The 21,992-nt window shown below is 64.4% G+C and carries 22 protein-coding genes; 12 read left to right on the forward strand and 10 right to left on the reverse strand.

The window, feature by feature from the left end:
• Positions 1-89: 89 nt before the first annotated feature.
• The 3 genes from NCS67_RS09220 to fumC all read left to right on the forward strand — a co-directional run bounded on the left by NCS67_RS09220 (position 90) and on the right by fumC (position 4,952).
• Positions 90-1,538, forward strand: coding sequence for an MATE family efflux transporter (locus tag NCS67_RS09220; RefSeq protein WP_034472804.1), 1,449 nt, complete (start codon positions 90-92; stop codon positions 1,536-1,538).
• 406 nt (positions 1,539-1,944) lie between these two features.
• A complete protein-coding gene (locus tag NCS67_RS09225; RefSeq protein ID WP_250434996.1) occupies positions 1,945-3,519 on the forward strand; it encodes a phospholipase D family protein in 1,575 nt (524 codons plus the stop codon).
• A 26-nt stretch (positions 3,520-3,545) separates the two neighbouring features.
• Complete coding sequence (fumC, locus tag NCS67_RS09230) at positions 3,546-4,952, forward strand: class II fumarate hydratase (protein ID WP_175980381.1); 1,407 nt, start codon at positions 3,546-3,548, stop codon at positions 4,950-4,952.
• A 27-nt stretch (positions 4,953-4,979) separates the two neighbouring features.
• Here fumC and NCS67_RS09235 read toward each other — a convergent pair whose 3' ends face one another.
• Positions 4,980-5,501, reverse strand: coding sequence for an acyl-CoA thioesterase (locus NCS67_RS09235; protein WP_250434980.1), 522 nt, complete (start codon positions 5,499-5,501; stop codon positions 4,980-4,982).
• Positions 5,502-5,553: 52 nt separating this feature from the next.
• On the reverse strand, positions 5,554-5,697 hold the full coding sequence (locus NCS67_RS09240; protein WP_200889189.1) for a hypothetical protein: 144 nt from the start codon (positions 5,695-5,697) through the stop codon (positions 5,554-5,556).
• A 146-nt stretch (positions 5,698-5,843) separates the two neighbouring features.
• On the opposite strand from NCS67_RS09240, the gene NCS67_RS09245 reads away from it, so the two are divergent.
• Both NCS67_RS09245 and NCS67_RS09250 read left to right on the forward strand, forming a co-directional pair.
• Positions 5,844-6,593 (forward strand): ArsR/SmtB family transcription factor, encoded by a 750-nt coding sequence (locus tag NCS67_RS09245; RefSeq protein WP_008342310.1) that lies wholly within the window; start codon positions 5,844-5,846, stop codon positions 6,591-6,593.
• A gap of 134 nt (positions 6,594-6,727) precedes the next feature.
• The gene (locus tag NCS67_RS09250) at positions 6,728-8,728 is read left to right on the forward strand and encodes a DUF6600 domain-containing protein (protein WP_250434982.1); all 2,001 of its coding nucleotides are present in this window, start codon (positions 6,728-6,730) and stop codon (positions 8,726-8,728) included.
• A gap of 65 nt (positions 8,729-8,793) precedes the next feature.
• Here the strand turns inward: NCS67_RS09250 and NCS67_RS09255 are convergent, their stop codons facing one another.
• Both NCS67_RS09255 and NCS67_RS09260 read right to left on the reverse strand, forming a co-directional pair.
• Positions 8,794-9,765: a thymidylate synthase gene (locus tag NCS67_RS09255; RefSeq protein ID WP_008342312.1), complete on the reverse strand. Its 972-nt coding sequence runs from the start codon at positions 9,763-9,765 to the stop codon at positions 8,794-8,796.
• A gap of 150 nt (positions 9,766-9,915) precedes the next feature.
• On the reverse strand, positions 9,916-11,295 hold the full coding sequence (locus tag NCS67_RS09260; RefSeq protein WP_008342313.1) for a sigma-54 dependent transcriptional regulator: 1,380 nt from the start codon (positions 11,293-11,295) through the stop codon (positions 9,916-9,918).
• A 655-nt stretch (positions 11,296-11,950) separates the two neighbouring features.
• Between NCS67_RS09260 and NCS67_RS09265 the strand changes: the two genes are divergently transcribed.
• Positions 11,951-12,151: a hypothetical protein gene (locus tag NCS67_RS09265; RefSeq protein WP_250434983.1), complete on the forward strand. Its 201-nt coding sequence runs from the start codon at positions 11,951-11,953 to the stop codon at positions 12,149-12,151.
• A gap of 101 nt (positions 12,152-12,252) precedes the next feature.
• Positions 12,253-12,750 (forward strand): dihydrofolate reductase, encoded by a 498-nt coding sequence (locus NCS67_RS09270; protein WP_008342320.1) that lies wholly within the window; start codon positions 12,253-12,255, stop codon positions 12,748-12,750.
• Positions 12,751-12,812: 62 nt separating this feature from the next.
• On the opposite strand, the gene pmbA is transcribed toward NCS67_RS09270, so the two are convergent.
• Entirely contained in the window at positions 12,813-14,183 is a 1,371-nt protein-coding gene (gene pmbA, locus NCS67_RS09275) for a metalloprotease PmbA (protein WP_008342321.1), read from the reverse strand.
• 215 nt (positions 14,184-14,398) lie between these two features.
• On the opposite strand from pmbA, the gene yjgA reads away from it, so the two are divergent.
• Together yjgA and mog are read left to right on the forward strand one after the other, a co-directional pair.
• A complete protein-coding gene (yjgA, locus tag NCS67_RS09280) occupies positions 14,399-15,004 on the forward strand; it encodes a ribosome biogenesis factor YjgA (RefSeq protein ID WP_034472813.1) in 606 nt (201 codons plus the stop codon).
• A complete protein-coding gene (mog, locus tag NCS67_RS09285) occupies positions 14,991-15,599 on the forward strand; it encodes a molybdopterin adenylyltransferase (protein WP_008342326.1) in 609 nt (202 codons plus the stop codon). Before yjgA ends, mog begins: the two co-directional genes overlap by 14 nt.
• Here the strand turns inward: mog and orn are convergent.
• Positions 15,596-16,204, reverse strand: coding sequence for an oligoribonuclease (gene orn / locus NCS67_RS09290; protein WP_250434985.1), 609 nt, complete (start codon positions 16,202-16,204; stop codon positions 15,596-15,598). The genes mog and orn overlap by 4 nt on opposite strands.
• Before the next feature lie 103 nt (positions 16,205-16,307).
• Between orn and NCS67_RS09295 the strand changes: the two genes are divergently transcribed.
• The 3 genes from NCS67_RS09295 to NCS67_RS09305 are packed head-to-tail and all read left to right on the forward strand — an operon-like array spanning position 16,308 to position 18,819.
• Positions 16,308-17,576, forward strand: a complete 1,269-nt coding sequence (locus NCS67_RS09295) for a M48 family metallopeptidase (RefSeq protein ID WP_008342330.1) — start codon at positions 16,308-16,310, stop codon at positions 17,574-17,576.
• Complete coding sequence (rsgA, locus tag NCS67_RS09300; RefSeq protein WP_250434988.1) at positions 17,573-18,499, forward strand: ribosome small subunit-dependent GTPase A; 927 nt, start codon at positions 17,573-17,575, stop codon at positions 18,497-18,499. The genes NCS67_RS09295 and rsgA overlap by 4 nt, the downstream gene beginning before the upstream one ends.
• The gene (locus NCS67_RS09305) at positions 18,496-18,819 is read left to right on the forward strand and encodes a putative signal transducing protein (RefSeq protein WP_034472677.1); all 324 of its coding nucleotides are present in this window, start codon (positions 18,496-18,498) and stop codon (positions 18,817-18,819) included. Before rsgA ends, NCS67_RS09305 begins: the two co-directional genes overlap by 4 nt.
• On the opposite strand, the gene NCS67_RS09310 is transcribed toward NCS67_RS09305, so the two are convergent.
• The 4 genes from NCS67_RS09310 to trmD form a co-directional block, all read right to left on the reverse strand.
• Entirely contained in the window at positions 18,820-19,758 is a 939-nt protein-coding gene (locus tag NCS67_RS09310) for a CobD/CbiB family protein (protein WP_008342334.1), read from the reverse strand.
• Between the two features lie 119 nt (positions 19,759-19,877).
• A complete protein-coding gene (locus NCS67_RS09315; protein WP_008342336.1) occupies positions 19,878-20,537 on the reverse strand; it encodes a CoA pyrophosphatase in 660 nt (219 codons plus the stop codon).
• Positions 20,538-20,680: 143 nt separating this feature from the next.
• A complete protein-coding gene (gene rplS / locus NCS67_RS09320) occupies positions 20,681-21,070 on the reverse strand; it encodes a 50S ribosomal protein L19 (RefSeq protein WP_008342338.1) in 390 nt (129 codons plus the stop codon).
• 129 nt (positions 21,071-21,199) lie between these two features.
• Positions 21,200-21,970, reverse strand: a complete 771-nt coding sequence (trmD, locus tag NCS67_RS09325; protein WP_008342340.1) for a tRNA (guanosine(37)-N1)-methyltransferase TrmD — start codon at positions 21,968-21,970, stop codon at positions 21,200-21,202.
• Positions 21,971-21,992 lie beyond the last annotated feature (22 nt).

Genomic DNA, 21,992 nt, shown 5'->3' on the forward strand with positions numbered 1-21,992 from the left:
CCGTCAGCGCGTTTGCGCTTCGATTCTTGCCCCCTCGCGTTCCAGTCCGGCCGCACTCATTGCGGCCTTTTCGTTTCGATCCGATCAACATGCAACCGCCAGTCACGCGCGCCGCGCGCGCGCATCAAGGACCGCCGAGCCTCTCGCGTCACGCCGTCGACACGGCGCGTCTCGCCGCGCCGCTTGCCATCGCGCAGCTCTCGCAGATGGCGATGGGCGTCACCGACACCATCCTGCTCGGCTCGCTCGGCCCCGATGCCCTCGCCGCGGGCGGCCTCGGCGCGAATCTCTTTTTCGTCGTCGTGACGCTCCTGCAGGGCGTGCTGACGTCCGTTTCCGTGTCGGTGGCGCATGCGCGCGGCGCGAACGCCGATCATCGCGTGCCAGGCATCTACTGGACCGGGTTCGTGCTCTCCTTGCTGCTCGCCGTGCCCGCGTTCGTGCTGCTGAGCTACGCCGAACCGATCCTGCTCGCGTTCCACGAACCCGCGACGCTCGCGAAGAACGTCGGCGAATACTGCGCGGTGCTGCGCTGGGGGACACCCGGCAGTCTGATCGGCGTCGGGATGATGCGCGCGTTTCTGCCCGCCATCGGCGCGGCGCGCAGGCTCTTGTGGATCTCCATCGGCGGCGTGTTCGTCAACGGCTTTCTCAACTACGGCCTGATCCACGGCGCGTACGGCCTGCCGCGCGAAGGCTTCCTCGGCTCGGCGGCGGCGACGACGATCACCGTATGGGGCATCGCGATCGCGCTCGTCGCGGTGCTGCATCTGCGGCCGCGCTACCGGCATTTCGTCGCGCGCGCGCGCCCGCGCCTGCCGCTGATGGGCGAACTGTTCAGCATCGGCTGGCCCGTCGCGATCACCTACGGGGTCGAATCGACGCTCTTTCTCGCCACCGGCATGATGGTCGGCCTGCTCGGCGAAGCGCCGCTCGCCGCGCATCAGATCGCGCTCAACGTCGCGTCGGTCGCGTTCATGGTGCCGCTGGCGATCGGCCAGGCGGCGAACGTGCGCGTCGGCTACTGGGTCGGCGCGGGCGTGCCTGTCGCCGCGCGTCACGCGGGCTTCGTCGCGCTCGCGCTCGGCGTCGGCTTCATGATGTGCTCCGGGCTCGTGCTGATCGCCGTGCCGCGCGCGATCGTCGGGCTGTATCTGCATCTCGACGATCCCGCCAACGCGCATACCGTCGCGCTCGCGGCGTCGCTGCTCGGCGTCGCGGCGGTGTTCCAGATCGTCGACGGCATGCAGACGGTCGGCTCCGGCTGCCTGCGCGGCCTGAAGGACACGCGCATTCCGATGCTCGCCGCCGCGTTCGGCTACTGGGGCGTCGGCTTTCCGACCGGCTATGTGCTCGCGTTCCACTTCGAACTCGGCGCGAAGGGCCTGTGGTGGGGCCTCGCGGCCGGGCTCGCGAGCGTCGCCGTGCTGATGACGCTGCGCTTCCATCGCATCAGCCGGCGCTTCATCGAAACCGGCATCACGCCACGGCCGGACGACGCCGGCGCCGCGAGCGCCGCGCCGCACGGTCACGTCTGATAAGCACACGATCCGCGCGCCGATTTGCATAGCACGAATGCTTGGTTGGGCCGCGCGGCGCGCATTGCTACGATGAACCCGTCTCCTCCTTGAGACATCTGTGACAGGGGTTGTAGGCCCGCTCTAGCCAGCGGGCTTTTTTTCGTCCGTACGCCACCGCCCAGTGCAACGTTCGGCGCTTTCCCGATTTCCCATAGAATAATTTCGAGATCCGGCGCGAGTACGCTCCTTGCTACTTTCGTGCTGAAGACCGAAAACGCGAAAACGTCGCCGAGCGCTTCACGAGCGGCGACCAGAACGGGGAATCGAAGTGTCGGAAAACCGGGGATTGCGGGAAATCGCGCGCCGCGACGCGCGCGCACGAACATTCGGCGCCGCCGTGCGCAACATCGCCGTCATCGTGACGATGACGACGCTCGTCGCCGCTTGCGAGACGCGCCCGCCCGCGACGGCGTTCGACCGGCCGGAGAGCCACGCGCTGGCATCGACGGAAACGACGCCCCTCGCGACCGCCCTCGCGCCGCTGCAAAAACGGCATCCGGACGAGTCGGCGGTGCGCCTGCTGCCGACCGGCACCGACGCGCTGCAGGCGCGCATCGCACTCGCGCGCGCGGCGACGAAGACGCTCGACATGCAGTACTACATCGCCAACGAGGACAACACCGGCAAGCTGCTGCTCGGCGCGGCGCTGTATGCGGCGGATCGCGGCGTGCGCGTGCGCATGCTCGTCGACGATCTGAACTTCAAGGACATCGACCAGATCATGGCGGCGCTCAATTCGCACGACAAGATCGAGATTCGCGTGTTCAACCCGTACGGCAGCGCGCAACGCAGCTTCTCCGAGCGCACGCAGAATTTCTTCACAAATCTCAGTCACTTCACGCGCCGCATGCACAACAAGGCGATGATCGCGGACAACCAGATCGCGATCGTCGGCGGCCGCAATCTCGGCGACGAGTACTTCAGCGCGAGCCCGACCTTGCAGTTTCGCGATCTCGACGTCTTCGCCGCCGGTCCGGTCACGCAAGAAATATCCGCGAGCTTCGACGATTACTGGAACAGTTCGCTCGCGTACCCGCTGCGCGCGCTCAACAAGCAGAAGTTCGACGCCCGCGAACTCGACAAGACCCGCGACGACTTGCGCAAGCACTGGCGCGAGCAGGCCGATCCGCTGAACGCGAAGCCGCTCAATGCGACGCCGCTCGCGCAGCAGATCGCGCGCGAGGAAATGGGCCTCGTGTGGGCGCCGACGGAGTTCCGGGTCGATTCGCCATCGAAGATCGAGCATCCGAGCGACGACTACAAAAGCCCGCCGATGGAGCGCCTCGTCGCTCTGCTGAAGGACGCGCAGAGCGAATTCCTGATCCTGTCGCCCTACTTCGTGCCGCACGACGCGGGCGTGAAGGCGCTCGCCGGTCTGACGAAGCGCCGCGTGCGCGTCGCGGTGCTGACGAATTCGCTCGCCGCGACCGATGCCGTCGCCGTGCAGGCGGGCTACGCGCCGTATCGCATTCCGATGCTGCAAAGCGGCGTCGAACTGTACGAGTTCAAGCCGATTCAGGTCGAAGGCGAAAGCAGTCCGCGCGCGGGTCTCTTCGGCTCTCAGTCGCGCGCGAGCCTGCACGCGAAGGCCTATGTGATCGATCGGAGTATCCTCGTGATCGGCTCGATGAATCTCGATCCGCGTTCGGCGAAGCTCAATACCGAGCTCGCGCTCGTGATCCACAGCAAGCCGATCGCCGAGGAAGCCGCGAAACTCTTCGAGAACGGCATTTCGCCGAAGGTGAGCTGGCAGGTGCAACTGGCGAGCGCGGCGGTGACGGAGGAGCTTCGGCGCACGGGCGCACCGCAGTCGGGCCTCGTCTGGATCACCGAGGAAAACGGCAGTCTCGTCACCTACAATTTCGATCCCGAGGCAGGTCTTTATCGCAATGCGATGACGGGCCTCTTCATGATGCTGCCCGTCGACAAGCAGCTTTGATCCAACTTCGTAAGGAAACTCACGCCATGTCACACGATGCGAAGGGCGACGTACGGATGGAGAAGGACACGTTCGGCGAGATCGCCGTGCCGAACGACAAGCTCTGGGGCGCGCAGACGCAGCGCTCGCTGCAAAACTTCAAGATTTCGACGGAAAAGCAGTCGCCCGAGCTGATCACCGCGCTCGCGATCATCAAGCACGCCGCCGCGGAAGTGAACGAAGGCCTGAAGGTGCTCGACTCGAAGAAGGCGAAGGCGATCGTTCAGGCGGCCGAGGAAATCATCGACGGCAAGCATCCCGACGAATTTCCGCTCGCCGTCTGGCAAACCGGCTCGGGCACGCAGACCAACATGAATCTGAACGAGGTGATCGCCAATCGCGCGAGCGAAATCATGGGCGGTCCGCGCGGCGAGGAGCGCCTCGTGCATCCGAACGACGATGTGAATCGCGGCCAGTCGTCGAACGACGTGTTTCCGACCGCGATGCACGTCGCTGCGGCCGTGGCGATCAAGAAGCATCTGCTGCCGTCGCTGAAAACGTTGCGCGATACGCTCGACAAGAAGGCGAAGGCGTTCGACAAGATCGTGAAGATCGGCCGTACGCACTTGCAGGACGCGACGCCGCTCACGCTCGGGCAGGAGTTTTCGGGATACGTCGCGCAGCTCGATCAGAGCATGAAGCACGTCGAGGCGACTTTGCCGCATCTGTATCAGCTCGCGCAGGGCGGCACGGCGGTCGGCACGGGGCTGAACGCGCATCCGGAATTCGCGGTGAAGGTCGCGCAGGCGATCGGCAAGCTCACCGGCCTGCCGTTCGAGACTGCGCCGAACAAGTTCGAGGTGATGGCCGCCGCCGATGCGCTCGTCGCCGCGCACGGCGCGCTGAAGACGGTCGCGGCGAGCCTGATGAAGATCGCCAACGACATCCGCTGGCTGGCGAGCGGACCGCGTTGCGGGTTGGGCGAGCTGTCGATCCCGGAGAACGAGCCGGGCAGCTCGATCATGCCGGGCAAGGTGAACCCGACGCAATCCGAAGCCGTCACGATGCTCTGCTGCCAGGTCTTCGGCAACGATGTCGCGGTGAACTTCGGCGGCGCGAGCGGCAACTTCGAGCTGAACGTGTTCCGGCCGATGATCGCGCACAACGTGCTGCAATCGGTCCGCCTGCTCGCGGACGGCGCGCAGAGCTTCAACGATAACTGCGCGGTGGGCATCGAGCCGAACGAGAAGCGCATCGACAGTCTGCTGAACGAATCGCTGATGCTCGTGACGGCGCTGAATCCGCATATCGGCTATGACAAGGCCGCGCAGATCGCGAAAAAGGCGCACAAGGAAGGCACGACGCTGAAGGCCGCCGCGCTCGCGCTCGGTCACGTGACCGAGCAGCAGTTCGATGAATGGGTCAAGCCGGAGGAAATGGTGGGAAAAAGGTAAGCGCGTTCTTGCCCGAAGAGCGGCGGGTTACACCTTCCCCGCTGCCACCTCTTCCGGCTTCAGCTCGACGATTGCATCGAGCGCGTCCTTCACGTCCATCGCGTATTTCGCGAGGCGCTTTTCCTCTTCCGTTTCCGGCACGAACGCAGGCACGGGCGTCGGCTGGCCTTTTTCATCGACGGCGACGAAAACCATCAGGCAATCGGTCGTCTGCTCAAGCTCGCCGACTTTCGGGTCGCCCGCATGCACGGAAATGTGGATGTGCATGCTGGTGCGCCCCGTCGTCACGACGCGCGCGCGCAACTCGACCAGATTGCTGACGAGAATCGGCCGCCGAAAACGGATGTTGCCGACGCTCACCGTGACCGCATAGCGCCCGGACCACATCGCGGCGCAGGCGTAGGCGGTTTCGTCGATCCATTTCATCAGCGCGCCGCCGTGCACCTTGCCGCCGAAATTCACCGAAGTCGGCTCGGCGAGAAAGCGGAAAGTGGTTTCCGCACGGCTTTTCGGGACGGCTGGAATGGGGGATGAGGTCGGCGTATTCATGGGAAGCCCGTCTGATGCGGAAAATGAATGCCGATTATAGGGTCGGCAATATTCAATCGTGGACGGTGATGCCCTGATCGATCGTGCCGTACATCGTGATGCTGCCGCCGCTGCCCGCCGCTGACGACGGCGCGCCCGCGCAGCCCGCGCAGAGCACGAGAACGCCTATAGCGCTCGCGAGAATGAATCTGGCCACGGAATTCTCCCCTGCTGCCTCGAAATGCCAGCGGTCATTCTAGCGCCGCGCCTCGCGCATCGACATTTCGGCGCACGGTGAAACATCGGTTGCGCGATCGCGCTAGAGTGGACGCATCGACTACTTCGCCCGATACGGAAATCGCCATGAACCCCGCTTTCGACGACGCCGATTCCCGCGCGCGCCATTTTCCCGGCCTGTCGCGCATCGGCGCGCTGATCGCGGATCCGGGCCGCGCCGCCATGCTCTGGTCGCTGATGGACGGCACCGCGCGCCCCGCCGGCGAACTGACGATGATCGCGGGGCTGTCGCCATCGGCGGCAAGCGGGCATCTCGCGCGGCTGACCGAAGGCGGACTGCTCGCGCTCGAAGTGAGCGGACGGCATCGGTACTACCGGATCGCGACGGCGGATATCGCCGCGGCCATCGAAGCGCTCGCCAATCTCGCGCGGGCGAGCGCGCCGCAGCGCGCGCCGGAACGGCCGCCTTCCGCCGTGCCTGTCGAAATGCGTTTCGCGCGCACCTGCTACGACCATCTGGCGGGCGAACTCGCCGTGCAGCTCTTCGAGCGGATGATCGCGCGCAACTGGCTCGCCGCCGCCGATCGTCACGACGCCGCGCACGGCCCCGCCGCGCTCGACGCCACGCCCGAAGGCGCGCAGGCGTTCGCCGAACTCGGCATCGATCTGAAGGCGCAGCGCGCGCGGCGGCGACGGTTCGCGTGCACCTGCATCGACTGGAGCGAGCGCCGGCCGCATCTGGGCGGCGCGCTCGGCGCGGCGTTTCTCGACGCGTGCGAGTCGCACGGCTGGATCGAGCGCACGGCGAAACGCCGCGTCCTGCGCGTGACGCCCGCGGGGCATCGGCATTTCGAAGGCTTCCTGTCCGCGCGATAAAGCTTTGTTACGCGCGCCTGCGAGCCGTTACAAACGGCATCGTACGGATACAGGCGCCGGCGATACATTGATCCGACAGGTCTCGCGAACTCAGTGCGCCGAACGGAACGCACGCGCGGCCGCCGGAGAACGTAATGAAGATCAAGATCGCCGCTTTGTGCGTGCTTTTGTCGGCATCGGGGCTTAACGCGTTTGCGCAAACCGGACAAGGCGATCCGCCCGGACGCATCGCGCGGCTCAACTACATGGCGGGCACGGTGACGACCGAGCCAGCGGGCGCATCCGACTGGTCCTACGCGCAGATCAATCGTCCGCTGACGACGGGCGATCAACTCTGGAACGACGAGAACGCGCGCTCCGAACTGCATATCGGTTCGACGGCGGTGCGGCTCGGGTCATCGACGGCGCTGTCCGTCCTCGCGCTCGACGACGACACCGCGCAACTCAAGATCGCCCAGGGCACGCTGTCGACGCGCGTGCGCGAACTCCCGCCCGGCACGACCTACGAGATCGATACGCCGAACACCGCGCTCGCGATCACGACGCCCGGCGAGATGCGAGTCGAAGTCGCGCCCGATGGCCGCGCGACGACCGTGACGGTGCGAAGCGGCGGCGTGACCGCGTACGGCGACGGTGGCTCCGTGCAACTCGCGGGCGGGCAGCAGATGACGTTCGAGGGCACGAATCTGCAGCAGGCATCGGCGAATGCGGCGCCCGCGCCCGACGCGTTCGATCAATGGGCCGCCGGGCGCGACGCATCCGAAGATCGCTCGATTTCGGCGCGATATGTATCGCGCGACGTGCCCGGTTATCAGGATCTCGACGCCAACGGAACGTGGCGCAACGATCCGTCGTACGGGCCGGTCTGGACGCCGACCGCCGTGTCCGCCGGCTGGGCGCCGTATCGTCAGGGACATTGGGCCTGGCAGGATCCGTGGGGATGGACATGGATCGACGACGCGCCGTGGGGCTTCGCGCCGTATCACTATGGCCGCTGGGCGTATATCGGATCGCGATGGGCGTGGGTGCCCGGCCCGATGGACGTCAGCGCGCCGCCCGCGTACTCGCCTGCGCTCGTCGGTTTCGTCGGCGATGGCGATGGCGATGGCGGCCCCGACTGGAACGTCGCGCTGACGGTCGGCGGCATCGCGGCGGCGGGCGTCGCGTGGTTTCCGCTCGGACCGGGCGAAGCGTGGCGTCCGCATCGGGATGGCTGGAGTCCGCGTTATTTCGAACGCGTGAACCGCAATGTCTATGTGCGCAATACGTACGTCAACTATCACGCGCCGCGCGGGCTGACGGCCGTGCCGACGAACCTGTTCGTGCTTGGCCAGCCGGTCGGACGTCAGCCGTACGCGGTCGATCCGTCGCGCTGGCGCCATCCGCGCTTCTTCGCGGGCGCGCCGGGCATTGCGCCGACGCGCGACAGCTTCGCGCCCGGTGGGCGACGCGCGAGTTATCAGCCGCCGCAGGCCGGATTCGGACGACCGGTGGTCGCGACACGCGCGCCCGTCGCGCCGCCGGCTTTTCATGACCGGTACGTGCAGCAGAATCGCGATCCGCGCGGCGGGTACGGCGCGCGCAACGAACAGGTGCATCTCGTCGCCACGCATGGACCGGCGCGGTCGGTCATCGCGGGCGGCGCGTTGCCGGCGCCGGTTCCCGCTCAGCCTGCGCAGCCGCATGGCTACGGCGTTGCGCATCCGCCGCAGGCTGCGCAATTCGGCGCGAACGATCCGCGCTTCGCGCATGGGGATTCATCGCGCGGACATGCCGTTTCGCGCGAGCCGCGCGCGCCGCAGCAGGCGCATCAACCGATGTGGCAGCGTCAACGCGCAAACGATGCGCCGCACGTCGATCAACGCATGCCGATGCATTCGATGCAGCCGCAGCCCAGTCACGCGTCGCCGGAGGCGTATCGCCAGGCGCGGGTCGAACAGCCGCGCCATGAGATGCCGCCGCCTCATCCGCAGCCGGAAGCGCAGCGGCCGCAGCCTCACCAGGAGCCAACGCGTCAGCCGATGCATCAGGAAGTTCGTCAGGCTCCGCCGCCGCAGATGCAGAATCGGGAGCCTCATCAACCGCAACAGCCGCAACAGCAACGTGGCGGCGGCAACGAGCACCATCGCGGTTAAGACCTCAAAAACAAAACGCGCGGCCTCGACCGCGCGTTTTCTTGTGCAAACCGACGAAACCCGGCTTATACGGCCATCGGCGCCGTGAGCGCGTCGTGATGCTTGTAGCCTTCGAGCGCGAAATCCTTCGGCTCGATCTTCTCCAGCCATTCCGGTTCATAGCGCTTCGTCACCGCGTAATCCGGCACGCGATCGGAGATGATCAGTTGCGGCGAAGGCAGCGGCTCGCGCTTGAGTTGCTCGTGCAGCATGTCGAGCTGGTTTTCGTAGATGTGCGCGTCGCCGATGAAGTACGTGAACCAGCGCGGCTTGTAGCCCGTCAGCCGTCCGACGAGATGCAGGAGCGCCGCGCCTTCGGTCAGATTGAACGGCGTGCCGAGGCCAACGTCGTTGCTGCGAATGTACAGACACAGCGAAATCTCGCGCGTCACCGCGTTCGGGATGAACTGATACAGCAGATGGCACGCGGGCAGCGCGATCTCGTCGAGCTTCGCCGGATTCCACGCGTGAAACAGAATGCGCCGGTCGGTCGGGCGCTCGATGATCGTGTCGAGACATTGACGCAACTGATCGATCGCCTTGTACAGCAGCACCTGCTCGCGCCCGTTTTCGACGAAACTCGTCACGAGCTGATAGCCGCGATTCGTGGCGTCGGCGATCTGGTCGCCCGCGCAGGCGTCGACGAGCTTGTACGCGGGCCACTTGCGCCACTGCACGCCGTAGACGTCGCCGAGATCGTCCGGACCCTGGCGATACGGATTCTCGAGCCACTCCGGATTCTCGTTGGCGTTGGCGTCCCACACCTTGCAGCCGAGCGCGCGAAAGTCCGCCGCGCTCTTCGACGCGCGCAGAAAGCCCACGAGTTCGCCGATCGCCGACTTGAACGCGAGCTTTTTCGTGGTCACGGCCGGGAAGCCTTGCTGCAGGTCGAAACGCAGCATCGCGCCGGGCATGCTGATCGTGCGGATGCCCGTGCGGTTTTCCTGCCAAGTGCCGGTATCGAGAATCGTCTGGACGAGCTCGAGATACTGTTTCATTCGATGTTCCCTGGGTACGCTGCGCGCCCTCGCGAGCGGAAGGCGTAAACGATCGATTTTACCAAGCGATGGATGCGGGCGCTTAGTGCAGCGGCACGAAAAAACGGGCGCCTTGTGGCGCCCGTCCGGTGTTCGTCCGCGACCTGGCTGTCAGCCGCGCGTGGCGTGTTCCGAGGGCGCATCGACCTCGATGTGACGCATGCCATGCGCGCTCAACAGCCGATACAGCGTCACGCGCGAGATGCCCAATTCGTGCGCGGCGTCGCCAAGACGCCCGCGATGGCGCAGCAGCGCGAGTTCGATCGCCTGTCGTTCGGCGGCCTCGCGCGCCTGTGCGAGCGAGACCGGCGCGACTTCGACGTATTCGCCGAGTTCGAGATCGCGCGCTGTGATCTGACGCCCTTCCGACATCACGATGGCGCGCCGCACGCGGTTGATGAGCTCGCGCACGTTGCCCGGCCAGCCGTAGTTGTGGATCGCGGCGATCGCATCCGGCGAGAATCCGCGCAGCCGACGGCTCGCGTCCTTCTTGAAGCGGTCGAGCATGTGCTTCGCGAGCAGCTCGATGTCCTTGCCGCGCGCGCGCAGCGGCGGCTCGTCGATCTGCAGCACGCACAGCCGGTGATACAGGTCCGCGCGAAAGCGCCCTTCGATCATCGCGGTCTGCATGTCGACGTGCGTCGCGGAAATGATGCGCACGTCGACGGGCGTCGAGCCGTGTCCGCCGAGGCGCTCCACCTTGCGCTCCTGCAGGAAGCGCAACAGGCTCGCCTGGCTTTCGAGCGGCAGGTCGCCGATTTCATCGAGGAACAGCGTGCCGCCATTGGCCGCTTCGACACGGCCGATCTTGCGTTGATTCGCGCCCGTGAAAGCGCCGCGTTCGTAACCGAAGAGCTCCGATTGCAGCAGATGCGCGGGAATCGCGCCACAGTTGATCGCCACGAACGGCTGATCGCGGCGCGCCGAGCGCTCGTGAATGGCAACAGCCGTGAGTTCCTTGCCGGTGCCGGATTCGCCGGAGATGAACACGGGCGCATCGGTCATCGCGACCTTGCGGATCGAGCGGAAGAGCGCGAGCATCGCGTCGCACGAACCGACCATTTCGCCCTCGGCGCGGCCCTCGCTGCGCGCATCGTTCGACGCGGCGTCATGCAGCGAAACCATGCCGTACGCATGACCGACGGAATCGACGATGCGGTCGTTGGACGTCGGCAGCGTCACGTAATCGAAGCAATAGTCGCGAATGAGACGCCGCACGGCAGCGTCTTCCAGTTGCCCGGCAACCGTGGCCGCGACCCAGCCCACGTTGGTCATCGTCAGCGACGATTCGAACGCCGCCAGTTCATGAGATTCGAAATGACTCGACAGATCGAGCAGCCCGCCGGTCGCCAGATCGCTGCGCAAAGCCTTACGCGTGTCGCGCGCGTTCGCGACGATTTCGATATGCCAACCGCGCTCCTCGAATCGCGCGCACAGCGTCTCGCTTGGATCGCGAGTCACATAGATGAGTTGCCGCCGAGCGACGTCCATTATTCAGATCCTTTGTTCAACATTCGTTGAAAAGGTCACGTAGTTCAAGGCTCGCGCTACATCGCAAACTTCGTTGCCCTCGCACGTTGCTCGCAAACGTCTGGAGAGGATTTGCCATTCGAACCGTCGCCCCCGGGACACGGCGCGAAACACCACGCACCCTTCCACGAAACCCTTTATGTCTGATTCTGCGCCGTTTTTGAGAGACTACTATAACCCAGAAACCCCGGAAACAAATATCGCGAGAGTCGCCGGTTTAGCCAGAAAACCTTGACAGGACGGCCTTGGCAAGAATTTCTCACACGATTATCAACGAGATTGCGCACAATTTAATAAGACAAAATCTTATACCGATTTCGCCGGAAGTTCACGTTTTTCTGCCTTCATGTTTCAGCAGTGAAACGTTTACAGCCGAATTTTTGCTGCGGACTTTCGTCGGATTTTCGCGATTCATTGCGCAGCAACGCTCTGCCGGACATGGCACGCAATTCGCTCCAATAGAACCGCGCTCGAAGGTAAGAAATACTCGCTGCCGAACGAGCGTTCATCTTTATCCCTGCATTCGACTCCCGCTTAATCGTTTTACCGAGAAAGCGATTACTTTATTTCCGGATATTTCCGTGGCGGGAATTTATTACTTGGTTATGTCGTCACGATGGCACGCGATAGTTCTTTAAGGCGCGGAGAAACAACCGACGCGCATCAAAATGGCGAGAACGCGGACGAATCCACCGCGTCGGGCCTGCCCGACGATCGTCCGACTGGCTCGGGCGTCAGCGTGACGCTATGGGACGAGATCGCGCCGCCCCCATGGCACACGACGCTGCCGCTCGGCGACGAAGCGCCGGAGGCGTAGGCCCGCGCGGCGCGCCGAGCGCTGGCCGCGCCGCAAGCGTCGGTTAGAATCGTCACCCGGCCGCGCTGCCCGCGCGCGCCAGCTTGCCGGACTTCTATTCCATGACGACGCTGACTCTGATCGTCGCCCGCGCGCGCAATGGCGTGATCGGACGCGAAAACCAACTGCCCTGGCGCCTGCCCGAGGATCTCGCCTTCTTCAAGCGCACGACGATGGGCGCGCCCATCATCATGGGCCGCAAGACGCATGAATCCATCGGCAGGGCGCTGCCGGGGCGGCGCAATATCGTCGTGTCGCGCGACGGCACCCGGCGCTACGAAGGCTGCGATGTCGTGACGAGCCTCGAAGCGGCGCTCGCGCTCGAACCGGCGAAGGAAGCGTTTCTGATCGGCGGCGCGCAGTTGTATCAGGATGCCATTGCGCGTGCGGACAAGATGATCGTCACCGAGATCGACGCCGATTTCGATGGCGACACGCGCTTTCCCGCGCCCGATCCCGAGTTGTGGCGCGAAGTGTCGCGCGAGCCGCATCGCGCAGCGGCGCCGAACGATTTCGCGTTCGCCTTCGTGACTTACGAGCGCATCGCCTCGTCGGAATGAAGCCGGAATGAAAAAAGGCTCCGGATGCGCTCCGGAGCCTTTCTGTTCTCGACCGGCGCGGCTTACTGGCCCGCGACCGTCATCCGCTCGATCAGCACCGAGCCGATTTCCTTCGTGCCGCGCACGACGGTATCCGCGCCGATTGCCTCGATATGGCGGAACATCTCCTGCAGCGTGCTCGCCACGGTGATTTCCTCGACGGCATGCACGATCTTGCCGTTCTCGACCCAGAAACCCGACGCGCCGCGCGAGTAGTCGCCCGTCACGTAGTTCACGCCCTGCCCCATCAGTTCGGTAAGCAGGAGGCCGGTATCGAGCTTCTTCAGCATCGCTTCGAAGTCGTCCTCGGGCTTCGTGTGCGCGCTCGTCATCGTCAGATTGTGCGAGCCGCCCGCGTTGCCGGTCGTCTGCATGCCGAGCTTGCGCGCGGAGTACGTCGAGAGGAAATAGCCCTGCACGACGCCATCCTCGACGACGTTACGGCGTTGCGTACGCACGCCTTCTTCGTCGAACGGGGCGCTGCCCATGCCGCCCTTCACATGCGGATCCTCGACGATCTGGATATGCGGCGCGAACACCGGCTTGCCGAGGCTATCGACGAGGAACGTAGTCTTGCGATACAACGCGCCGCCGCTCACCGACTGCACGAACGCGCCGAGAATGCCCGCCGCGAGCGGCGCTTCGAACAGCACGCGGCACTTGCGCGTGTCGAGGCTCTTCGCGTTGAGCCGCGCGAGCGCCCGCTCGGCGGCGTAGCGGCCGACGGCTTCGGGCGCCGCAAGCGCGGATGCATCGCGTTTGGACGTGTACCAGTCGTCGCGCTGCATGTCGCGGCCGGCCGCGGCGATCGGCGCGCACGCAATGTAGTGACGCGAGTACGGATAGCCCGCCATGAAGCCGCGCGACGTCGCGAGCACGAACTGCGAATGCTGCGCGGAAACGCTCGCGCCTTCCGAATTGGTCACGCGCTTGTCGACGGCGAACGCTGCGGCCTCCGCGCGGCGCGCGATCTCGGCGGCCTCTTCGGCGTCGATGTCCCACGGGTGATAAAGATCGAGGTCCTGCGGCGACTTTTCCAGCAACTCGGCTTCCGCGAGGCCGGCCGCGCTGTCCTCCGCCGTGAAGCGCGCGATGTTGTACGCCGCCGCGACCGTGTCGCGCAATGCGTCGCGCGTGAAGTCCGCAGTGCTCGCGTTGCCGCGCTTCTTGCCGATGAACACGGTCACGCCGACCATCTTGTCGCGATTGTGCTCGATGGTCTCCACTTCGCCGCGCCGCACGCTCACCGACAGGCCGTCGCCCTCGGAGATCTCGGTGGCCGCATCGCTCGCGCCGAGTTCCTTCGCGTAGCGCAGGATGTCGGAGGCGATCTCCTTCAGCTCGTCCTGCGTATGCGGGAAGTAGCGTTGCTTGACGTCCATGTCTGCTGCCATTTTTGGTTGCCTTTGGAAGTCGGGCGTGTCGCGCCCGCGCATGTCGTGATTGCTTCGGGATTCCCTGCCAGATGCGCTCGTCGTCGAGCACCGCAAAGCGGGACCGGCGTATCACGCGATCATAGCAAGGACGGCGTGCATTCACCCGCCAAGGTTTGTCGCAGCGCCGGCCGCGACCCGGCAAAAGCGATGCGGGCGCAAGCTACAATGTCGGGATGAACCGTAAAACCCGCATTCAACCGATCGATTCCGGCCGCGACGACGATCGCGAGGCCGACGAAAACGGCTACGACCGTCCGAGCAAATCCCAGCTCAAGCGCGAAATGCACGCGCTGCAGGAGCTGGGGGAAGCGCTCATCGCGCTGCCCAAGGATGCGCTCAAACGCATGCCGATGCCCGAGGATCTCGGCGACGCCGTGCGCGAGGCACGCCGCATCACCGATCACGAAGGCAAGCGCCGTCAGTTGCAGTACGTCGGCAAGGTCATGCGCTCGCTGACCGAAGACGAAGTCGCCGCGCTGCGCACCGCGCTCGACACCCATCGCGGCGTGAACAAGGCCGAAACCGCGCGCATGCACTGGATCGAGCGCACGCGCGAACAATTGCTCGCCGATGACGCCGCGCTCACCGAATTCATCCGCACGCATCCGGGCGTCGATCCGCAGGAAGGCCGCACGCTGATCCGCAACGCGCGCAAGGAGCGCGAGCAGCAAAAGCCGCCGCGCTATTACCGCGAACTCTTCCAGTGGATCAAGAACGCGTCGGGCGCGCAAGACGACGATGTCGAAGACGACGAGGACGATCGCGATGACGACGCGTGACGAACTGATAGTCGGACTGGTGTCGATCAGCGATCGCGCGTCTTCCGGCGTCTACGAGGACAAGGGCTTGCCGTCGCTCGTCGAGTGGCTCGGCGCGGCGCTCTCGACGCCGTTTCGGGCCGAGACGCGGCTGATTCACGACGACGCCGCGACCATTTCCGCGACGCTCGTCGAGCTCGTCGATACGCACCGCTGCGATCTGGTGCTGACGACAGGCGGCACCGGCCCGTCCCGCCGCGACGTGACGCCCGAGGCGACGCTCGCCGTCGCCACCAAGCCGATGCCCGGCTTCGGCGAGCAGATGCGCCAGATCAGCCTGAATTTCGTGCCGACGGCCATTCTCTCGCGGCAAGTCGCGGTGATTCGCGAAACGGAAGACCACGCTGCGCTCATCATCAATCTGCCGGGCCAGCCGAAGTCGATCCGCGAAACGCTCGAAGGTCTGAAAGACGCAGACGGCAGAACGAAAGTGCCGGGCATTTTCGCGGCCGTGCCGTATTGCATCGATCTGATCGGCGGGCCGTATATCGAAACGCGGCCGGAAGTGGTCGCCGCGTTTCGTCCGAAGAGCGCGATCCGCCCGCCGAAGAATTAGGACGCGGCTGCGCTCGCCGACGGAATCAGGAAATGCTGGCGGTAGTACTTGAGCTCGTCGATCGACTCGTGGATATCGGCGAGCGCCGTGTGCATCGCACGCTTCTGAAAGCCCTTGTAAATCGCCGGCTGCCAGCGGCGGCACAGTTCCTTCAACGTGCTGACGTCGAGATTGCGATAGTGGAAGAACGTCTCCAGTTCGGGCATCCAGCGCGCCATGAAGCGTCGGTCCTGGCAGATCGAGTTGCCGCACATCGGCGACTTGCCGGGCGGCACGTAAGCCCCGAGAAAATCGCGGATCTGGCGCGTGGCTTCGGCTTCATCGACCGTCGACGCCTTCACGCGCTCGGTCAGCCCCGAGCGGCCGTGCGTGTTGCGATTCCACTCGTCCATGCGGCCGAGCGCTTCTTCCGTCTGATGAATCGCGAGGACCGGGCCTTCGACCATCTTGTCGAGCGTCGAATTCGTGACGACCACCGCGATCTCGATGATGCGATCGTTGTCCGGATCGAGGCCGGTCATCTCCATGTCGAGCCACACGAGGTTCATGTCGCTGCGCACGAGCGCGTTTTCTTCTGATTCGGGCGTGGTGGAGATGTCGGTCATGAAAAGCGGCCTGAAAGATGGGAAAGCCGTGCCGCACAGTTTCTGAGCGCGCCGGCACGGCCTAGAACCTATAATTCTCGCATAGTTCAATCGGAATTCCCGGATGACCAACCTCACTCTCGCCTTCTCGACGATCTTCGTCGTCGCCCTCGTCGCGATGGTTTCGACCAAGCTTTGGCTCGCATCGCGCCAGATCCGCTACGTCGCCGCGCATCGCAACGGCGTGCCCGCGCAATTCAGCGGCACGATTCCGCTCACGGCGCATCAGCGCGCCGCGGATTACACCGTCGAGCGCACGCGCCTCACCATGATCGAAGTCGTCACGAGCGCGGTCGTGCTCGTCGCGCTGACGCTGCTCGGCGGCGTCCAGGCGCTCGATCTCGCCATTTCGGACTGGCTCGGCCGCGGCTATCTCGGACAGATCGCGCTGGTGGCGTCGGTGGTGGCGATCACGAGCGTCATCGATCTGCCGTTCGACTACATCCGCCATTTCGTGATCGAGGAAAAGTTCGGCTTCAATCGCATGTCGAAGAAGCTCTTCTTCGTCGATCTCGTCAAGGGCACGGTGCTCGCCATCGTGATCGGCGCGCCGCTCTTGCTGCTCACGCTCTGGCTCATGGATCGCGCTGGGACCTTCTGGTGGCTGTGGACGTGGATGGTCTGGGTGGCTTTCCAGCTGCTCGCGATGATCATCTATCCGACCTTCATCGCGCCGCTCTTCAACAAGTTCGAACCGCTGAAGGATGAAGCGCTCGTCGCACGCATCACGAATCTGATGTCGCGCACGGGCTTCGCCGCGAAAGGCCTGTTCGTGATGGACGGCAGCCGCCGCTCGGCGCACGGCAACGCGTATTTCACCGGCTTCGGCGCGGCAAAGCGCATCGTGTTCTTCGACACGCTGCTCGCGCGGCTTTCCGGCAACGAAATCGAAGCGGTGCTCGCGCACGAACTCGGCCATTTCAAGCGCCGTCACGTTCTGAAGCTGATGGTCGTCATGTTCGGCATCAGCCTCGCGATGCTCGCGCTGCTCGGCTGGCTCATTCAGACGACGTGGTTCTACGAAGGTCTCGGCGTGCGGCCGTCGCTCGTCGGCAGCAATAACGGGCTGGCGCTCGTGCTCTTCATGCTCGTGCTGCCCGTGTTCATGTTCTTCATCACGCCGCTCGGCAGCCTGACATCGCGCAAGAACGAGTTCGAAGCCGATGCTTTCGCCGCCAGCCAGACCGATCCGAAGGATCTCGTGAACGCGCTCGTGAAGCTGTATGAAGACAACGCGTCGACGCTCACGCCCGATCCGATCTACACCGCGTTCTACTACTCGCATCCGCCCGCCTCGCAGCGCATCGACCGCCTGATGCAGCACGCCGCATGACGCGCGGGTTCAAGCGGTCAGGTGCGGCGGCACGGCTCGAAGGCACGGTGATCGCCGCGCACGGGCGGCACTATCTCGTCACGCCCGAAGACGGCGGCGCGATGCTCCAGTGCTTCCCGCGCGGCAAGAAAAGCGAAGTGGCCGTAGGCGATCGCGTGTTCTACGAGCAGTCGTCGGCGGATCAGGGCGTGATCGTCGAGATCGCCGAACGGCGCAATCTGCTCTATCGCTCCGATCAGTTCAAGTCGAAGCTCTTCGCGGCGAATCTCGATCAACTTCTGATCGTGCTCGCCACCGAGCCGCATTTCAGCGAAGACCTGCTCGGACGCGCGCTGATCGCGGCCGAGGCGCACGGTCTGGAATCGCTGATCGTATTGAACAAGATCGATGTCGAAAGCGCGTTGCCGCTCGCGCGCGAACGTCTCGCGCCGTATCGCGAACTCGGCTACACGGTGATCGAGCTCTCGGCGAAGATGGCGCCCGGCGACGTTCATCCGCAACTCGACGCACGCCTCAAAGACCGCTCGACGATCCTGCTCGGTCAATCCGGCATGGGCAAATCGACGCTCGTGAACCTGCTCGTCCCCGATGCCGACGCCGCCACACGCGAGATTTCGTCCGCGCTCAACAGCGGCCGTCATACGACCACATTCACGCGTCTCTACGATCTGCCAGGCGGCGGCTCGCTGATCGATTCGCCGGGCTTTCAGGAATTCGGCCTGCATCATCTGTCGGAAGGCCAGCTCGAGCGCGCCTTCGCCGATTTCCGGCCTTATCTCGGACATTGCCGCTTCTACAACTGCCATCATCTGCACGAGCCGGGATGCGCGGTGCTCGAAGCCGTCGAAGCGGGAAAGATTCGCCCCGAACGTCACGCGCTCTACGCGCAACTCGTGCACGAAGCCAGCCAGATCGTTCGATGAAGCGGCTCACGCGCGCTCCCGATCTCATCACGGCGCAGCATTGGGTGAACGTGCTGTCGGCCGCGGGCGTGCCGTGCGAGTTGCACAACCGTTATTTGAATGGCGCGATGGGGGAGATTCCGGCCGATCAGTGCGCGCCGGAAATCTGGATCGTCGACGATCGCGACGAAGCGCTGGCCTTGCGCCTTCTGGAGCGCGCGAGAAAAGGGCCGGACGCGAACGCCCGGCCTTGGAAGTGCAAGCATTGCGGCGAGTGGCTGGAGCCGCAGTTCACCGTCTGCTGGAATTGCCAGACGGCGCGCGATCCGCTCGACGATTGATTACGCCAGCCACACGGCGATCGTCAGCATCAGCAGCAGCAACATCCACAAAATGACTGCCCGCCATACGAGGCCGACAGCCGATTGCAGCGTGCGCGGCGTGCAATCGTCGCCGACGGGCAACGGACTGGCATCGCCGACGGCAAGCGCTTCGACCGAAAGCGGCTCGGCGAGCGGCCCCGCGAGACGCGCGCCCAGCGCACCGCTGCCCGCTGCCAGCAACACGCCTTCGTTTGCGTCCGGCCATTGGCGCGCGTGATTGCGCCACGCGTAAATGGCGTCCTCGAAATTGCCGACGATCGCGAAACCGAGCGACGTCAGACGCGCGGGCACCCAATCGATGATGAAGAACGCGCGTTGCGCGAACGACGAGAACTCCGCGGTGCGCTCGGGATTCGGCTTCGACCACGCGCGCGCGAGGTATTCGGCGATGCGATAGAGCACCGCGCCCGCCGGGCCGATCGGAATCAGAAACCAGAAGAACACGCCGAACACGTGCCGGTGCGATGCCACGACCGCATGAACCAGCGTATGCCGGACGATTTCGCTGACGGGCATGTCGACCGTATCGATGCCGGTCCACTCGGCCAGCACTTCGCGCGCGCGCGGAACGTCGTCGTTGTTGAGCGCGAGATGGATATCGGTGAAATAGTGGCTGAACTGCCGGAAACCGAGCGTGAAATAGACGATCACCACGTTCCAGAAGAACGCCAGAACGAAGTTGATCCGATAGAGCACGTAATAGACGAGCCCGACGAAGAGCGTCCACGGCAGCACGACCACGAGCCACGCGACGATGCCATGCTTCTCCTTGCCGGCATCGAAACCGTGCGCGGTGGATTCCGCATGATATTGAAGCAACGCCGAAATCGGATTGTGCGGCGATAACGCGCGCATCTGCTCAATGACGAGAGCCAGCAATACGGAGAAAAAAGTCATGCGAAGCGCCGAAACGGTCGGATAGTTCGAGTTTCGCGTAACGATAGCACAGCACCCGACGCCTTTAATGCGCTAAGTATTTGCGCAACGCGCAACAAGGGCGCGGACTTTTCGCGCCGTCACGCGCGAGCCACGAGGAAGCGATAGAAATTGCGCAACATGCCAGCCGTTGCGCCCCAGATGAAATATGGAGCCTTCCCGTCGCCGGGGCTGTATGGCATGGCAAAAAAACGACGCTCGCCGCCTTCCCAGCGAAAGACCCGCACTTCATGATTCGCGGGATTCATGAGCCACGCGAGCGGCACTTCGAAGATATCGGCGACTTCGCGTGTATCGGCCTTCAATGTGAATGGCGGATTCACGAGCGCGACGACCGGCGTCACCTTGAAACCCGTGCCCGTCAGATACTCGGGCATCGCGCCGATGACCTCGCAATGCTCCGCGCCCAACCCCACCTCTTCGTAGGCTTCGCGAAGCGCGGTGGCGGCGGCATCGGCGTCTTCGGGCTCGCGTCGGCCGCCCGGAAAACTGATCTGCCCCGCGTGATCCGACAGATGATCGGCGCGCTGCGTCAGCAGCACGGTCAAGCCGCCCTCGCGCACGACGAGCGGCACCAGCACGGACGCCACGCGCGGATCGCCGCCGATCGCCTTGATGCGCTGCTCGCGCTCTTCCTGCGCCCAGTCGAGATCCATCGCGAAACGCGCGCGCAAGCCTTCAGGCGTGAGGCGCTCGGGCGGAACGGGCGGGAGTGTCTCGCCCGTCGAGAGGACGGGCATCGTTTCGGGTTCGAGGATGCGGGGAGTCGAAGTCTTTCCGGTGGACACGGGTCGAGAACGGTTCTGTGGAAGCCTCAATTTGAACACACCAAAGAAAAAAGCACCCGAGGGGTGCTTTTTTCGTACTGCGTCTGGCGAGGGACTTACTCTGCGGAAGCAGCAGACTTGTCCTTGAACACCAGCTTTTCCTTGATTCGAGCCGACTTGCCCGAACGCTCGCGCAGGTAGTAGAGCTTCGCACGGCGGACATCGCCACGACGCTTCACGACGATGCTCGCGAGCAGCGGCGAGTAGGTCTGGAACGTACGCTCGACGCCTTCGCCCGACGAGATCTTGCGGACGATGAAGTTCGAGTTCAGGCCACGGTTACGCTTCGCGATGACGACGCCTTCGTAAGCCTGAACACGCTTGCGCGTGCCTTCGACCACGTTCACGTTGACGACGACGGTATCGCCCGGCGCGAAGTCGGGGATGCTCTTCTCGCCCAGAACGCGTGCGATCTCTTCCTTCTCGAGTTGCTCAATCAGATTCATTACTGACTCCTTGTGCCATCTTGCCGGAGTTGTGTGCCTTGTATTGAGTCAGGCCCCGGTAGAGGATGGGTTTGCTTCAGGCGCCGATACCACTCGACGCCCCCATTTTCCCGCTCGTCCGCTCGAAACCTATGCGGGCTTCGACGCTTCCTTCGCGAGTTCTGCGAGCCACGCCTCATCGGCACGGCTCAACATCTTGCTGCGACGCGCCCGTTCGATCAGATCGGGTCGCTTGTTGAATGTGTTGCGCAATGCTTCGCGCCTGCGCCAGGCGTCGATTTCCTTGTGATGGCCGCCGAGCAGCACATCGGGAACGCGCACGCCGTCGTACTCTTCCGGACGCGTGTAGTGCGGGCAATCGAGCAGCACATCGACGAAACTGTCCTGCACCGCCGATTGCGCGTCGTTCAGCACACCCGGCAACTGACGCACTACGGCGTCCATCAGCGCCATGGCGGGGAGTTCTCCGCCGGACAGCACGAAGTCGCCGAGGCTCACTTCTTCGTCCACTTCACGGTCGATCAGGCGCTGATCGATCGCTTCGTAACGGCCGCACAGCAATACGAGACCGGGTTCCTGCGCGAATCGCATCACGCGATCGTGATCCAGCTTCGCACCTTGCGGCGACATCATCACGACGCGCGTCGACGTGATGCCCTGCTCGCGCTGCGCAGCCTTCGCCGCATGGATCGCGTCTTCCAGCGGGCGCGCCAGCATGACCATGCCGGGGCCGCCGCCGTAAGGGCGATCGTCGACGGTGCGGTAGTTGTCCGTGGTGAAATCGCGCGGATTCCACGTGCGCAGACCGAACCGCTCCTGCTTCACCGCCCGGCTGGTGATGCCCCAGTCGGTCAGCGCGCGAAACATTTCGGGAAAGAGCGTTACGACATCGAACTGCATCGCTCTCTCCGTAACGTGCCGA

Source organism: Caballeronia sp. ATUFL_F2_KS9A, assembly GCF_023630765.1.
Taxonomy (GTDB): domain Bacteria; phylum Pseudomonadota; class Gammaproteobacteria; order Burkholderiales; family Burkholderiaceae; genus Caballeronia; species Caballeronia zhejiangensis.

Bases quoted from the DNA above. Each gene is read 5' to 3' on its own strand.
- NCS67_RS09220 (WP_034472804.1), top strand. From the start codon at position 90: ATGCAACCGCCAGTCACGCGCGCCGCGCGCGCGCATCAAGGACCGCCG.
- NCS67_RS09225 (WP_250434996.1), top strand. From the start codon at position 1,945: ATGACGACGCTCGTCGCCGCTTGCGAGACGCGCCCGCCCGCGACGGCG.
- fumC (WP_175980381.1), top strand. From the start codon at position 3,546: ATGTCACACGATGCGAAGGGCGACGTACGGATGGAGAAGGACACGTTC.
- NCS67_RS09235 (WP_250434980.1), bottom strand. From the start codon at position 5,501: ATGAATACGCCGACCTCATCCCCCATTCCAGCCGTCCCGAAAAGCCGT.
- NCS67_RS09245 (WP_008342310.1), top strand. From the start codon at position 5,844: ATGAACCCCGCTTTCGACGACGCCGATTCCCGCGCGCGCCATTTTCCC.
- NCS67_RS09250 (WP_250434982.1), top strand. From the start codon at position 6,728: ATGAAGATCAAGATCGCCGCTTTGTGCGTGCTTTTGTCGGCATCGGGG.
- NCS67_RS09255 (WP_008342312.1), bottom strand. From the start codon at position 9,765: ATGAAACAGTATCTCGAGCTCGTCCAGACGATTCTCGATACCGGCACT.
- NCS67_RS09260 (WP_008342313.1), bottom strand. From the start codon at position 11,295: ATGGACGTCGCTCGGCGGCAACTCATCTATGTGACTCGCGATCCAAGC.
- NCS67_RS09265 (WP_250434983.1), top strand. From the start codon at position 11,951: ATGGCACGCGATAGTTCTTTAAGGCGCGGAGAAACAACCGACGCGCAT.
- NCS67_RS09270 (WP_008342320.1), top strand. From the start codon at position 12,253: ATGACGACGCTGACTCTGATCGTCGCCCGCGCGCGCAATGGCGTGATC.
- pmbA (WP_008342321.1), bottom strand. From the start codon at position 14,183: ATGGCAGCAGACATGGACGTCAAGCAACGCTACTTCCCGCATACGCAG.
- yjgA (WP_034472813.1), top strand. From the start codon at position 14,399: ATGAACCGTAAAACCCGCATTCAACCGATCGATTCCGGCCGCGACGAC.
- mog (WP_008342326.1), top strand. From the start codon at position 14,991: ATGACGACGCGTGACGAACTGATAGTCGGACTGGTGTCGATCAGCGAT.
- orn (WP_250434985.1), bottom strand. From the start codon at position 16,204: ATGACCGACATCTCCACCACGCCCGAATCAGAAGAAAACGCGCTCGTG.
- NCS67_RS09295 (WP_008342330.1), top strand. From the start codon at position 16,308: ATGACCAACCTCACTCTCGCCTTCTCGACGATCTTCGTCGTCGCCCTC.
- rsgA (WP_250434988.1), top strand. From the start codon at position 17,573: ATGACGCGCGGGTTCAAGCGGTCAGGTGCGGCGGCACGGCTCGAAGGC.
- NCS67_RS09305 (WP_034472677.1), top strand. From the start codon at position 18,496: ATGAAGCGGCTCACGCGCGCTCCCGATCTCATCACGGCGCAGCATTGG.
- NCS67_RS09310 (WP_008342334.1), bottom strand. From the start codon at position 19,758: ATGACTTTTTTCTCCGTATTGCTGGCTCTCGTCATTGAGCAGATGCGC.
- NCS67_RS09315 (WP_008342336.1), bottom strand. From the start codon at position 20,537: ATGCCCGTCCTCTCGACGGGCGAGACACTCCCGCCCGTTCCGCCCGAG.
- rplS (WP_008342338.1), bottom strand. From the start codon at position 21,070: ATGAATCTGATTGAGCAACTCGAGAAGGAAGAGATCGCACGCGTTCTG.
- trmD (WP_008342340.1), bottom strand. From the start codon at position 21,970: ATGCAGTTCGATGTCGTAACGCTCTTTCCCGAAATGTTTCGCGCGCTG.